This is a genomic window from Arthrobacter sp. B1I2 (assembly GCF_030816485.1).
In the GTDB taxonomy this organism is placed as follows: domain Bacteria; phylum Actinomycetota; class Actinomycetes; order Actinomycetales; family Micrococcaceae; genus Arthrobacter.
Window position 1 is genome coordinate 4,074,601 of record NZ_JAUSYC010000001.1, and the last position, 13,248, is coordinate 4,087,848.

A 13,248-nucleotide genomic window follows, 5' to 3' on the forward strand; every position below is an offset into this window, starting at 1 on the left:
GTGCCACCAAGCGGCGCTCCGTCTGGTGGCCTAGGGTGAACCCATGGCTCCTCTGTACCCTTTCGCCGGAAACACCCCGGCTGTCCATGACTCAGCATTCGTCGCCCCGTCGGCGTCGATCATCGGCAATGCCACCCTTGGCCCGGACTCGAGCGCCTTCTACGGCGTCTCCGTCCGCGCCGACACCGCAGCCATCACCGTGGGCACCGGCAGCAACCTGCAGGACAACGTGGTGCTGCACGCAGACCCCGGCTTCCCCTGCACGGTGGGCGAACGGGTCAGCGTGGGGCACGCCGCCGTCGTGCACGGCTGCACCGTGGAGGACGACTGCCTGATCGGCATGGGCGCCACGGTCCTCAACGGCGCAGTGATCGGCGCCGGCTCCCTGGTGGCAGCCGGCGCCGTCGTGCTTGAAGGAACGGTGGTTCCGCCCCGGTCGCTGGTGGCGGGCGTGCCCGCCAAAGTGCGCCGCGAACTCACGGAAGACGAGTTCGACGGCGTACGCGCCAACGCGACGCGCTACGTGGAGCTCGCGGCGAAACACCGCGAGCTTCACAACTAGTCCAGGCTGATCGGGCCGAACTCGTCCAGGAGATCGCCCGGACCGGGGTTGCCCGCTGCGGATGACCCTCCCAAGTGCTTCACCACGCCCCAGACTGCGTTCAAACCGGTGGTGACGGCGCCTTCGGCCCAGCCGGCGGTGAAGGAGACGTCATCGCCGGCCAGGAAGATCCCGCGCTGGGATTCCGGCAGTTTGTCCTGCTTGAAGTGCGTGAAAAGCCGCTGCTGGTAGCGGTAGTGCCCGGGCAGGTTGGCCTTGAAGGCGCCCATGAAGTTGGGGTCCGCCTCCCAGGACACGGTGATGGGCTGCCCCACGATGTGCCCGGCGATGTCCACCCCGGGGTAGATCTGCTCAAGCGAGTGCAGCATCAGTTCCACGCGTTCGTCCGCGTCCAGGGCCAGCCACTTCAGTGCGTCATCGTTCCAGGTGTAGGACAGCAGGATCACAGCGGGCTGGTCCGGGCCGTTGTCCAGCAGGTAGGTGGCCCGGTTGAGCCGGTCCGTCAGCGTCATGGACAGGACCTCGTTGCCGGTTGCGGGGTCGATGTCCTTCCAGAATGGCCGGTCCACCATCACGAACGTCTTGGACGACTGCATGTAGTGCGAGCGCTCCATCGCGGTCCACAGCTCGGCCGGAAACAATGCCTCCTCTGTGTGGATGCGGGTGGACAGCAGCCATGACTGGCAGGTGGTCACCACGGCCGGGTAGCTGGCCTCGCGGCCCCAGCGTTCACGGATCCGCAGGTTTCCGTCCGGGTCGCGGCTGATCCTGCCCACGGCGCCGCGGGGCGAGCCGGAGTGCAGAGAGGCCAGCGAGGTGCCGGCGGGCCAGTGCACCAGGTCCGACGGCGCGTGCTGCCACAGTGCCTCAGGCAGCCGCTGCGCTCCCCCACGGATGAGCCGGTGCTGGTCATCGGCGTCGGTATAGACAACGCGCAGTATTTCCAGGATGGAGTTGGGGAAGTCGGTGTCCCAGCCGCCCGTGCCGAAGCCCACCTGGCCAAAGGCCTCCCTGTGGGTGAACCCTGCCTTCTTAAAGGACTCGCTGGCGGCAATGAAGCCGTAAAAGGTCTGCTCGTCCATGAGCGGGAGCAGTTCGTTCCAGAGGCCCTTGATACGGGGCATGTCCCGCGCCCGGATGGCCTCCTGCATTTCCACGAACTTGGCGCCGTTGTTGACCGCAGCCTTCCAGGCGTCGGCCACCTCGCGGAAGAACGGCGGAAGATCGCTCGACTTTTCCGCGTAGTGCTTCCTGCCGGCCAGCTCGATCACGGTGCTGGAGGTGGCTTCGGCCAGGGGGTTGGGGAAGTCCTGTGTCTCCAGGCCCAGCAGATCCACATAGTGGTAGAACGCCTTGCCTGACACCGGGAACCGCATCCCGCCCAGGTCCGCCACCACTCCGGGCGCCGCAGGGAAGGCGGCGGTGCGCAGCCGCCCGCCGATCTGGTCCGCTTCATAGACCACGGGCCGCAGCCCGAGTTTCATCAGCTCATAGGCGGTCACCAGGCCGGAGAGCCCGGCGCCGATGACGGCCACCTCCGTGCCGTAAAGCTCCGGCGGCACGGAGCCCAGGCCGTCCGGGTGTGCCAGGTAATGGTCGTAGCTGAACGGGAAATCGGGGTTCAGCATGGTGATGGGGGCTGCGTGCCCGTCGGCGCCCCGTCGGGCGCCATCCGCCGGAGTGGCGGAGGTGCTGGAGGGATCAAAGGCCGGCAGTTCGGTGGCGGTGGTCATGAGTGTTCTGCTTTCACAGGTTCCTGGCTCGGGGCCTTGGCGGTCAATTCACGGTAGTCGAGCTCGCTGAGAGCCGCTACCTTCGAGTTCCGGCGTCCATAGCCGAAGTAGATGGCGATGCCCACGAGCATCCAGGCGCCAAAGACAGCCCACGTATCGGCACCGAGGTTCGCCATCAGGTAGGCGCACATCAGGGTGCCCAGCACGGGCGTCAGGGGGTACAGCGGCACCCGGAAGCTCCGCTTCAGGTCCGGACGGTTGCGGCGCAGGTAGATGACGGCGACATTGACCAGCGCGAACGCAAACAGGGTTCCGATGCTGGTGGCGTCGGCGAGGGCGCCGAGCGGAACCAGCCCCGCAGTGAGGGCGACGGCGGTGCCAACAATGAGCGTGCCGGCGGCAGGGGTGCCGGTCCGGGGCGAGACGCGTCCGAAGACCCTGGGCACCAGCCCGTCCCGGGACATCGAAAGAAGAATGCGGGTCTGGCCGTACAGGACGGTGAGCACGATGCTGGCGATGGCAAGGACAGCGCCGACGGAAAAGACCAGGGCGATCCAGGGCTGGTGGGTGGTTTCCTCCAGGATCTGGACCAGGGCGGCCTCGGTCCCGTCGAACCAGCCCCAGGGCCGGGCGCCGATCGCGGCGACGGCCACGAGGACGTAAATGCTGGTGACGATCACCATGGACAGCAGGATGGCGCGGGGAAGATCGCGCTCGGGGTTTTTGGCCTCTTCACCCGCGGTGGATGCCGCGTCAAAACCGATGTAGGAAAAGAACACCCGGGAGGCTGCGGCGGAAACCCCTGCGGCGCCCATGGGCAGGAGAGGTTCAAAGTTTCCGGCGTTGAAGGCGGTAAAGGCAACAGCGCAGAAGAACAGCAGGATGCCTACTTTGATGATGACGATGACCGTGTTGATCCAGGCGCTTTCACGGGCGCCCCGGACCAGCAGGATCATGGCCAGCACCACGATGGCGACTGCCGGAATGTTCACCAGTCCGCCGTCTCCGGGAGGCTGCGACATGGCATCGGGCAGCACCTGCCCAAACGCCGCCAGCGCCTCGTTGACGTACTGGCCGGCGCCTACAGCCACGGCCGCGACCGAGACCGCGTACTCAAGGACCAGGCACCATCCGCAGATCCATGCCATGCCCTCGCCCATGGTGGCGTAGGAGTAGGAGTAGCTTGAGCCGGCCACTGGCACCAGGCCGGCCATTTCGGCATACGACACCGCGGAGAGCAGCGCAGCCAGGCCGGCGATGACGAACGAGATCCAGATGGCCGGGCCCGCCAGCGGAACCGACTCACCCAGGATCACCAGGATGCCTGTCCCCAGGGTGGCGCCAACGCTGATCATGGTCAGGTGGAGGACGCCGAAGCTGCGCACCAGTCCGGTGCCGCCCCCGCTGCTTCCGGCTTCGCTGACCATCTGGCCGATCGGTTTACGGCGCAGCAGCTGCGCCCGCAGGCCGGGCCGGTCGCCGCTTGGCGCAATGGTTGTTTCGGTGGTCACAGGCACAGTCACCGTTGACGTCCCTTCTGAGTAGTTTTCGGTTTCCCCTCACCAAGGTTGGCATGTGAGCCAACTCTCAACCCGGTGCAAAATGACTTATAGTGATCCACCATGAGACTTAATGCACAAAGCCAGCCGCCCGCCCCGGCGGTTCTGTCGGGTCAGGTCACCGTTGATCTGTCCGCGATCTCGGACAACGTCCAGGCCCTGAAAACCCGCACCAAAGCGCCCTTCTTCATGGCAGTGATAAAGGGGAACGCATACGGGCACGGCCTGCTGGAGGTCGCCAGGACCGCCGTCGCAGCCGGTGCCGACTGGCTGGGGACGGCCCAGCTCGCCGAAGCCATCACGCTCCGCAAGGCGGGCATCACCGCCCCCATCCTTTCCTGGCTCTACCTGGCATCCCAGACCAGCGACGCCATCACCGAGGCCTTGGAAAACGACGTCGATGTGTCCCTTGGCAGCGTCTCCCAGCTGGAGGTGCTGGCAGCTGCCGCGCGGCGGCTGGGCCGTCCCGCCGTCGTGCATCTTGAGCTGGACAGCGGCCTTAGCCGGGGCGGTGCACGCATGGAAGACTGGGCAGGGCTTGTTTCCCGCGCCCGCCAGGGCGAACTCGACGGCGACCTTTGGGTCCGTGGAATCTGGACCCACCTGGCATGGGCAGACGTCCCCGCCCATCCCGGAAACGCCGCCGCCGTGGCGCAGTTCGAGGATGCCGTCCAGGCGGCGGAAGCGGCAGGCCTCACCCCCCAGCTCAGGCATGTGTCCAGTTCCGCCAACATCCTTGACCGGCCTGAATTCCATTTCGACATGGTGCGCGCCGGGCTGGCGGTCTACGGCCTGGCCCCCGCCGACCACTTGGCTCCCGCTGACTTCGGCCTGCGTCCGGCGCTGAGCGTCACTGCTCCCCTGGTGATGGTTAAAAAGGTCCCCGCCGGCACCGGGATCAGTTATGAACACCAGGCCATCACCCATGAACCGCGATATCTGGGCCTTATCCCCCTGGGCTACGCGGACGGCATTCCAAAGGGCATCAGCGGCCGTCCCGTGGTGAGCATCGCGGGCCGGCGCGTCCCAGTGATCGGCAAGGTCTGCATGGACCAGTTCATGGTGGACCTGGGGCCCGATGCCATGGGGATCAATGTTGGCGATACTGCCGTGCTGTTCGGGGATCCTGCAACCGGTGCCGCCAGTGCCGATGACTGGGGCGCTGCCATCGGCAGCCACGGGGACGAAATCATCAACAGGATCGCACCGCGCCTGCCGCGCGCCTATGCCGGCGGGAGCCCGGCCCATGAGTGCCCCGACTACCAGGAGCCGGTTCCCGCCGGGCACAACCATGCCGGTTGAGCCTGCCACGTCCGGACGGCTGAGCTTCGTCACCCTCCAGCAGTTCCTCGACCAGCTGCCGCCGGTGCTGAACATGCTTCACGACGGCGGCAGCGGCGGCCAGCTGCTGCGATGGGTTGAGCCCAGTGAACTGGAGGACCCGACGCCATACCTTCCGGAGGGCGAATTCCTGCTCACCGCGGGCCTTCCCTTCCTGGGCGACGGCGGATCACCGGCCAGCGTGGACGCGTATGTCATGCGGCTGGTTGATGCCAAGGTGGCCGCGCTGGGTTTCGGGATCAGGCCATACTTCGACGCAGTCCCGGACGTGGTCATCGAGGCCTGCCGGCGGCACAACCTCACCTTGTTCGAGGTGCCGGAGTCGTTGCCCTTCGCGGCGATCGGCCTCGAGTTTTCACAACTGCTGGAGACCGACAATGCGAGGGTCTTCCGCCAGCTGGCAGAGGCCAACCGGCAGCTCATGCGTGCCGTCCTCTCCCCCAAGCCGGAGCACGAGCTGCTGGCGGCACTGGTCCAGCGCGTACCCGTGTGGGCTGTGATGGTGGGAGCGGACGGCCGGGTCCGGGCCCGCGGCACCAGTGCCGGCGGCAGCACCGCCGTCGAGCTTTCCCTGCTCGAACCCATGCTGGAACGGCTGCTGTCCGGCCGCGGCCCCAGGGTGGAAATGGACGGCTTTGACCAGCCCGGCTCGGCACTGGTGGTGGGCCACCCGCTGCGCAGCACCAGGGACGCCAACCTGGGCGCTTTGATCCTGGGCTCCGACGTTCCGTTGACGCCCGCGCAGAACAACGTGGTCCAGTCAGCCGTCGGACTGCTTGAGCTGTTGGTCCGGCAGCGCACCAGCGGCTCACTGGCTCCCAGCCAGCTGGCCACCGCCGTCCTGCTGCATCCCGAAAGCCTCACCACCGGGGGCACCCGGCGGCTGAACGGACTCAAGGACCTGCTGGCACAAAGCCTTTCCTCCACCCGCTCCGCACCCGTGCGCGTACTGCAGGGCATCAAGGTGGAAGCGCCGGAGTGGCCGGCGGGAGAGAGCCCCGTCAGGGAGCTGCTGCAGTGGCGGCGCATGTTCGATACCAAGCTGGTGGAGATCACGGACTACGGATTCGCCGCGGTGACCCGGCTCAAGGTGGACGATGCGCTGCTTGCCGAGGTGGAGAAGCTCGGGTGGCGCCTGGTGATCGGTGAACCCACCGAGCTGACCAGCCTTCCCGCCGCGTACCAGCACGCCACATCCCTTCGCAGCCGGGTCCGGAGAAGTGGCCACAGCATCCGGGCCGACGAGGTGTCCTGGTCGGTCACCGGGCTGCTGGGCCGTGAGGCCGGCATACTGCTGGCGGAACGGCTCCTCCATCCGGTCCTGGCGCTCGAACCGGACCGGCGTGACCCGCTGCTGGCCGTCCTCCGCGGCTGGCTTAGCGAAAACGGCAGCTGGGACGGCTCGGCGAAGCTGCTGGGACTGCACCGGAACAGCGTACGGCGGCAGATCGGGGTCCTTGCCGAACTGCTCGGAATGGACCTGAACCAGGCACAGGTGCGGGCCGAGGTTTGGATTGCCCTGCAGTACACCGACGGGCTGACCGGCGGGCCGGCAGGCAGCGGCGGGAAGGTGGACACCGCCGGCTAGGCGGGGTTGTCCCCCGGCTGGCCCGCTTCCCGCGGCAGGCCTGCCTCCCACTCCCGGTACAGCTCCGGCCGGCGCTCCCGCAGGTACGGCACCTCGTCCCTGGCCGCGCGGACGGCCTCCGGGCCCACATCGGCGAAAAGCAGGGCCGGGGCGCTCCCGGCTTCGGCGAGGAGCCCGCCGTCCGGTCCCGCCACCACGCTTCCGCCCCCGAATGTGTAGGCGTCCTCCGCGCCACAGTGGTTGGCATACGCCACGTGCACCTGGCTTTCGAGCGCCCGGGCACGGATGAGCACCTCGGGTACAGCCTCGAAACCGGCCGACAGTGCCGTGGGCACCAGGAGCAGTTCAGCGCCGCGGCCGGCGGCTGCGCGGGCGGCCTCAGGGAATTCGATGTCGTAGCAGATCAGCAGCGAGGTGCGGATCCCGTTGAAATCCACGACGGCGGGAGGTTGCGCGCCGGCCCTGAACGCCTTTCGCTCCTCGCCGCCGAAGAGGTGCACCTTGGCGTAGCTGAGGAGTTCGGCGCCGGTGGCATCGACCAGGGTTGCTGAGATATACCAATCGGGGCTCCCGGCGGGCACCGCCCCGCTGTACCCAGGCGCTTCGACGGGCAGGCTGTAGACAAGCGCGATCCCGTTCCGGCGGGCGATTTCGGCCAGCCCTTCACGAATGGCGGGAAGGCTTGAAGGGTCCAGCTCCCCGCGCAACCTCAGCGGGGCATAGCCCACGGGGAACAGCTCCGGTGTCAGGAGCAGGTGGGCGCCGGCATGTGATGCCCGGCGAGCCGCATCGTCAATGGTCCGGAGATTGGCCTCAACGTCCAGGACCACGGCATTCGCCTGCAGGACGGACAGCAGCATCGTTACCACCTTCTTTTAGCCTGTCCATTGGAATGGATGGGCCGGACTGTTCTTGCCTTCCAGCCTAGTCAGCGCCAGCGGCAGAACGGCGGGTCGTTTGGACCCGGCTGCCCGTGCGGCAGGACAGAATGCACGGCAAAAGCTGACTACGTCCCTGATCCGCAGTCCCGAAGGCCCGCGACCGGTCCTTTGCGTTAACTTCTTGACTACAACAGCGGCGATAGGGCAATCTTCATAGCATGTCCGCAACCCCGCGCTCAACGAGGAGCAAGCCCAAGAATCCCGGTTCACAGTCCGCCCTGCGGCAACTGAACCAGCAGCGGATTATCGAGACCCTGATGGGCGGTCCGTCCACCCAGGCGGAACTGGCCCGGCAGACGGGGCTGTCCACCGCCACCGTCTCGAACATCGTCAAAATCATGCTCGATTCCGGGCTGGCATCCGCCGAGCCCATCACCAGTTCCGGCCGGCGGGCACTGAACGTACGGCTGAACAGCAACGGTGCAGTGGCGGTGGGCATCGACTTTGGCCGGCGCCACCTGCGGGTGGTCCTGGCGTCACTGAGCTACCACGTGATCGCGGAGGAATCCATCATGCTCCCCCTCGGCCACCAGGCGGACGAGGGCATCCAGGCGGCGGTGGCGCTTTTGGAAAAGTTGCTGCGCGAAAGCGGAATCGAACGCAGCTCCCTGGTGGGCGCCGGCGTCGGAATTCCGGGTCCTATCGACAGGCGGACGGGGACCGTAGCCCAGGGCGCCATCCTGCCCGAGTGGGTGGGCATCAACATCCTGCCTCATCTTGAGGAAACCTTGAGAATCCCCGTGTTTATTGACAATGATGCCAACCTGGGGGCCTGGTCCGAGGTCACCTGGGGCCAGCATACGGGAGTGGCCAACCTCCTGTTTTTGAAGATCGGCTCGGGCATCGGCGCCGGCCTGATCCTCAACGGCGCGCCCTATTACGGCAACGTTGGAATCACCGGCGAGATAGGCCACGCCACCATCCACGAGCAGGGCCTGATCTGCCGCTGCGGCAACCGCGGGTGCCTGGAAACCATTGCTTCCACCACCACCATGATCGAGCTTTTGAGTCGCGGCGAGGACCGGCCTCTGACCCCCGCGGACATCGTCAGGAAGGCCCTGAACCGCGACCCGGCCACCCTTCGTGTCGTGGACGACGCGGGCCTGGCGGTGGGCCGGGCCCTGGGCAATGTAGCCAACCTGATCAACCCCGAGGTCATCGTGGTGGGGGGTCCGCTGGCGGGGCTCGGCGACATCCTGCTGGACCCCATCAGGAGGGGCCTGATCCGGCACGCCGTGCCGGTGATCGGGGAAACCACAACGCTCACCATGTCCTCGCTTGGAGACCGCGCGGAGGCCCTCGGCGCTGCCGCTTTGGTGTTCCAGCACGCCGGAATCCGCAGGTCGTAATCCATTTCGTTATCCGGCAATTGAGTTAAAGACTTGACGGCAACAGCTGTGATCAAGTTTACTTTTTCATCAGACGGCCCAGTGCTTTGCTGGGCGGACAAAGAAGTCATGCATTGGAGGCGTAAGGGCTCATGACGTCCCAACCCACGCAAACGGATCCGGTCATCCTGGAGATGCGTTCCATCACCAAGGAGTTCCCAGGGGTCAAGGCCCTCTCGGAGGTCAGCCTCCGGGTGAAGGCCGCCGAAATCCACGCCATCTGCGGCGAGAACGGTGCCGGCAAGTCAACCCTGATGAAGGTTCTTTCCGGCGTATACCCGTACGGAAGCTACGACGGCGACATCGTCTACCAGGGGCAGGTCCAGCAGTTCCGGGATATCCGGGCCAGCGAGCACGCCGGCATTGTGATCATCCACCAGGAACTCGCGCTGATCCCCGAACTGTCCATCATGGAGAACATCTTCCTGGGCAACGAACCTACTAAACGCGGTGTCATCGACTGGGCCGAGGCCCGGCTGCGGTCGCTGGACCTGCTGGCCCGCGTGGGCCTGCGGGATGATCCGGACACTCCCATCAAGGAGATCGGCGTCGGCAAGCAGCAGCTGGTGGAGATCGCCAAAGCGCTGAACAAGTCCGTGAAGATCCTGATCCTGGACGAGCCCACCGCGGCTCTTAACGAATCCGACTCCCAGCATCTGCTGGACCTGATGCTGGGCCTGAAGGCAAAAGGCATCACCTGCATCATCATTTCGCACAAGCTCAACGAAATTGAGCAGGTCGCCGACTCGATCACCATCATCCGCGACGGCAAATCCATCGAGACGCTGGACGTCAAGAAGGACGGCGTGGACGAGGACCGGATCATCAAGGGCATGGTGGGCCGCACCCTGGAATCCCGGTTCCCGGACCACACGCCCAAGATCGGCGAGGTGTTCTTCGAGGTCAAGGACTGGACTGTGGGCCACCCCGCCGTCCAGGACCGCCTGGTGTGCAAGGGCTCCAATTTCTTTGTCCGCCGCGGTGAAATCGTTGGCTTCGCAGGGTTGATGGGCGCCGGACGCACGGAACTGGCCCGCTCCGTCTTCGGCCGGTCCTACGGCCGCTTCATCGACGGCCACATTTACAAGGACGGCAAGGAGGTGGTCCTCAAGAACGTCCGGCAGGCTATCGACGCAGGGCTGGGCTACGTCACCGAGGACCGGAAGTCCCTGGGCCTGAACCTGCTGGATGACATCAAGACCACCACCGTGGCGGCCAACCTCCGCAAAATCAGCCATAACTTCGTGGTGGACACCAACCAGGAGTTCACGGTTGCCGAACAGTACCGCAAGTCGCTGCGGACCAAGACGCCGTCCGTGGAGGAAGGCGTGGCCAAGCTCTCCGGCGGCAACCAGCAGAAGGTGGTCCTCGCCAAGTGGATGTTTACCGACCCCGACCTGCTGATCCTGGACGAGCCCACCCGCGGCATCGACGTCGGCGCCAAGTATGAGATCTACGGCATCATCCAGCAGCTCGCCAACCAGGGCAAGGGAGTGATCGTCATCTCCTCGGAGCTCCCCGAACTCCTGGGCCTGTCCGACCGCATCTACACCATTTTCGAAGGCGCCATCACTGGTGTCCTGAACAAAGACGAGGCCAGCCAGGAAAGCCTGATGAAACTGATGACCTCCGCCCGCAAAGCCGAAGCCGCCTGACCCCCTGGCCCACCCAGAACCTTCCGGACACAAGGACTGACACCATGAACGCCCTCAAAAAGCTGTTTGGCGGCAACACCCGCCAATTCGGCATGATCTTCGCCCTGGTGGCCCTGATCATCTTCTTCCAGCTGGCCACCGAAGGCCGGACACTCACCCCCGGCAACGTCATCAACCTCTTCAACGGCAACTCCTACATCCTGATCCTGGCGATCGGCATGGTCCTTGTGATCATCGCGGGCCACATCGACCTCTCCGTCGGTTCCGTGGCCGCGTTTGTCGGCGTCACCGTGGCACTGGCTATCCGCGACTGGGGCATCCCCTGGTATGCCGGCGTACTCCTGGGGCTGGTCCTGGGCGCGGTGATTGGGGCCTGGCAAGGCTGGTGGACGGCCTACGTGGGCATTCCTGCCTTTATCGTGACCCTGGCCGGCATGCTCCTGTTCCGCGGTTTCAACCAATTCGTCGGCAAGTCCAACACCATCCCGGTGCCCTCCGACTTCCAGTACCTCGGCTCCGGCTACCTGCCCGAAGTCGGCCCCAACACCGGCTTCAACAACCTCACTCTGCTGCTGGGCATCGCCGCCGCCGCGTTCGTGGTGTGGGGCGAGCTCCGCTCCCGCGCCCGCGCCAAGGCCCTCGGCGCCGAAGTACCCGAAATGTGGGTCACCGCCCTGAAACTGGTCCTGATCTGCGGTGCCATCCTCTACGCCACCTACCTGTTCGCCACCGGCCGCCCGGGAACCTCCTTCCCCATTCCGGGGCTCATCCTCGCCGTCCTGGTGCTGCTGTACGGTTTCATTGCTTCCCGCACCGTCCTTGGCCGCCACGTCTACGCAGTGGGCGGCAACCGGCACGCGGCCGAACTCTCCGGTGTCCAGTCCAAGAAGGTCAACTTCCTGGTCATGATGAACATGTCCATCCTCGCCGGCCTGGCCGGCATGATATTCGTGGGCCGTTCCACCGCTTCTGGCCCGTTCGACGGCGTGGGCTGGGAACTTGACGCCATCGCCGCCGTCTTCATCGGCGGAGCCGCAGTGACCGGCGGCGTGGGCACAGTAGTCGGCTCCATCATCGGTGGCCTGGTCATGGCAGTCCTGAACAACGGCCTGCAGCTCCTGGGCGTCGGCGCCGACCTCACCCAGATCATCAAGGGCCTGGTGCTCCTGATCGCGGTCGCCTTTGACGTCTACAACAAGACCCAGGGCAAAAAGTCGATTATCGGCATGCTGACCAGGAACTTCAACCGTCCCACCAGCGGCGGTCCCAGCAACCCTCTCCAGCCCGACGAAACCACCTCCACCAAGGAAGCTATCGCCAGGGAAGCCTGACTTGAGCAGCCTGAATAGCGTTACACCACTACAGAGAAAGAGAACCAACAATGCGAATGATGGGTAAAGCAGGAAAGGCAGCAGCGGTCGCTGCCATCGCAGCACTGGCGCTGACAGGCTGCGGCCGCTCAGAGGCCCCCTCGGGTGGCGCAAGCGGAGGCGCAGGAGGATTCGAAAAGAACTCATCCATCGGCGTCGCACTTCCCCAGAAGACGAGTGAAAACTGGGTCCTCGCCGAAAAGCTGTTCAATGACGGCCTCAGTGGCGCGGGCTTCAAGGCTGACGTCCAGTTCGCCAACGCCGGCGTTTCCGAGCAGCAGAACCAGATCAGTGCCATGGTCACCAAGGGCGCCAAGGTCATCATCGTGGGCGCCATCGACGGCTCTCAGCTGGGTACCCAGCTCAAGCAGGCCAAGGATGCCGGTGCCACCATCATCGCCTATGACCGCCTGCTGCTGAACACCGAAAACGTGGACTACTACGTGGCCTACGACAACTTCAAGGTGGGCGTGCTCCAGGGCCAGGCATTGTTGGAAGGCCTTAAGGCCAAAAAGCCGTCCGGCCCGTACAACATCGAACTGTTCGCAGGGTCCCCCGACGATGCCAACGCGAAGGTCTTCTTCGACGGCGCCATGAGCGTCCTGAAGCCGAAGATCGACGACGGCACCCTCAAGGTCCTCTCCGGCCAGACTAGCTTCGAGCAGGCCGTAACCCAGGCCTGGAAGAGCGAAAACGCCCAGCGCCGCGCTGACACCCTGCTCAGTGGCAGCTACACCAGCGCACCCCTGGACGGCGTCCTGTCACCCAACGATCTCCTGGCCCGCGCAATCCTGACCTCCGTCAAGGCCGCCGGCAAGCCAACGCCGGTCATCACCGGACAGGACTCCGAAGTTGAATCGGTCAAGTCGATCATGGCCGGCGAGCAGTACTCCACCATCAACAAGGACACCCGCAAGCTCGTTGAGCACGCCATCACCATGGTGAAGGACCTGCAGGCCGGCAAGAAGCCTGAGATCAACGACGACAAGTCCTACAACAACAAGGTCAAGACCGTTCCGGCATACCTGCTGGAGCCGGTCATCGTGACCGCCGCCAACGTGAAGACGGCCTACAAGGACGATCCCGTTCTCGGCCCCATCACCAAGTAACA

Annotated in this window: 10 protein-coding genes; 7 read left to right on the forward strand and 3 right to left on the reverse strand. The window is 65.4% G+C overall.

Features of this window, described 5'->3' with window-relative positions:
• The first annotated feature begins 43 nt into the window (after nucleotides 1-43).
• Nucleotides 44-562 (forward strand): gamma carbonic anhydrase family protein, encoded by a 519-nt coding sequence (locus tag QFZ57_RS18880; RefSeq protein WP_306901299.1) that lies wholly within the window; start codon nucleotides 44-46, stop codon nucleotides 560-562.
• On the opposite strand, the gene QFZ57_RS18885 is transcribed toward QFZ57_RS18880, so the two are convergent.
• Together QFZ57_RS18885 and QFZ57_RS18890 are read right to left on the reverse strand one after the other, a co-directional pair.
• Entirely contained in the window at nucleotides 559-2,295 is a 1,737-nt protein-coding gene (locus tag QFZ57_RS18885) for a flavin monoamine oxidase family protein (RefSeq protein ID WP_306901300.1), read from the reverse strand. The genes QFZ57_RS18880 and QFZ57_RS18885 overlap by 4 nt on opposite strands.
• Nucleotides 2,292-3,722, reverse strand: a complete 1,431-nt coding sequence (locus tag QFZ57_RS18890; protein ID WP_306901631.1) for an amino acid permease — start codon at nucleotides 3,720-3,722, stop codon at nucleotides 2,292-2,294. Before QFZ57_RS18890 ends, QFZ57_RS18885 begins: the two co-directional genes overlap by 4 nt.
• A gap of 195 nt (nucleotides 3,723-3,917) precedes the next feature.
• Here QFZ57_RS18890 and alr point away from each other — a divergent pair, with 195 nt between their 5' ends.
• Nucleotides 3,918-5,156, forward strand: coding sequence for an alanine racemase (alr, locus tag QFZ57_RS18895; RefSeq protein ID WP_306901301.1), 1,239 nt, complete (start codon nucleotides 3,918-3,920; stop codon nucleotides 5,154-5,156).
• Nucleotides 5,146-6,783, forward strand: coding sequence for a PucR family transcriptional regulator (locus QFZ57_RS18900; protein WP_306901632.1), 1,638 nt, complete (start codon nucleotides 5,146-5,148; stop codon nucleotides 6,781-6,783). The genes alr and QFZ57_RS18900 overlap by 11 nt, the downstream gene beginning before the upstream one ends.
• Here QFZ57_RS18900 and QFZ57_RS18905 read toward each other — a convergent pair.
• Complete coding sequence (locus QFZ57_RS18905) at nucleotides 6,780-7,643, reverse strand: carbon-nitrogen hydrolase family protein (RefSeq protein ID WP_306901302.1); 864 nt, start codon at nucleotides 7,641-7,643, stop codon at nucleotides 6,780-6,782. The two genes, QFZ57_RS18900 and QFZ57_RS18905, sit on opposite strands and share 4 nt — an antisense overlap.
• A gap of 239 nt (nucleotides 7,644-7,882) precedes the next feature.
• Between QFZ57_RS18905 and QFZ57_RS18910 the strand changes: the two genes are divergently transcribed.
• From QFZ57_RS18910 to QFZ57_RS18925, 4 genes are all read left to right on the forward strand, one after another.
• Nucleotides 7,883-9,073 (forward strand): ROK family transcriptional regulator, encoded by a 1,191-nt coding sequence (locus QFZ57_RS18910; RefSeq protein ID WP_306901303.1) that lies wholly within the window; start codon nucleotides 7,883-7,885, stop codon nucleotides 9,071-9,073.
• 131 nt (nucleotides 9,074-9,204) lie between these two features.
• Nucleotides 9,205-10,767: a multiple monosaccharide ABC transporter ATP-binding protein gene (gene mmsA, locus QFZ57_RS18915; protein WP_306901305.1), complete on the forward strand. Its 1,563-nt coding sequence runs from the start codon at nucleotides 9,205-9,207 to the stop codon at nucleotides 10,765-10,767.
• A gap of 44 nt (nucleotides 10,768-10,811) precedes the next feature.
• Nucleotides 10,812-12,098 (forward strand): multiple monosaccharide ABC transporter permease, encoded by a 1,287-nt coding sequence (mmsB, locus tag QFZ57_RS18920; RefSeq protein ID WP_306901306.1) that lies wholly within the window; start codon nucleotides 10,812-10,814, stop codon nucleotides 12,096-12,098.
• 50 nt (nucleotides 12,099-12,148) lie between these two features.
• Nucleotides 12,149-13,246, forward strand: a complete 1,098-nt coding sequence (locus tag QFZ57_RS18925) for a substrate-binding domain-containing protein (protein WP_306901307.1) — start codon at nucleotides 12,149-12,151, stop codon at nucleotides 13,244-13,246.
• The last annotated feature ends 2 nt before the right edge of the window (nucleotides 13,247-13,248 follow it).

Coding starts and splice junctions, on each gene's coding strand:
- QFZ57_RS18890 (WP_306901631.1), bottom strand. CDS start 3,722: ATGGTCAGCGAAGCCGGAAGCAGCGGGGGCGGCACCGGACTGGTGCGC.
- QFZ57_RS18905 (WP_306901302.1), bottom strand. CDS start 7,643: ATGCTGCTGTCCGTCCTGCAGGCGAATGCCGTGGTCCTGGACGTTGAG.
- mmsB (WP_306901306.1), top strand. CDS start 10,812: ATGAACGCCCTCAAAAAGCTGTTTGGCGGCAACACCCGCCAATTCGGC.
- QFZ57_RS18910 (WP_306901303.1), top strand. CDS start 7,883: ATGTCCGCAACCCCGCGCTCAACGAGGAGCAAGCCCAAGAATCCCGGT.
- QFZ57_RS18925 (WP_306901307.1), top strand. CDS start 12,149: ATGCGAATGATGGGTAAAGCAGGAAAGGCAGCAGCGGTCGCTGCCATC.
- QFZ57_RS18880 (WP_306901299.1), top strand. CDS start 44: ATGGCTCCTCTGTACCCTTTCGCCGGAAACACCCCGGCTGTCCATGAC.
- mmsA (WP_306901305.1), top strand. CDS start 9,205: ATGACGTCCCAACCCACGCAAACGGATCCGGTCATCCTGGAGATGCGT.
- QFZ57_RS18885 (WP_306901300.1), bottom strand. CDS start 2,295: ATGACCACCGCCACCGAACTGCCGGCCTTTGATCCCTCCAGCACCTCC.
- alr (WP_306901301.1), top strand. CDS start 3,918: ATGAGACTTAATGCACAAAGCCAGCCGCCCGCCCCGGCGGTTCTGTCG.
- QFZ57_RS18900 (WP_306901632.1), top strand. CDS start 5,146: ATGCCGGTTGAGCCTGCCACGTCCGGACGGCTGAGCTTCGTCACCCTC.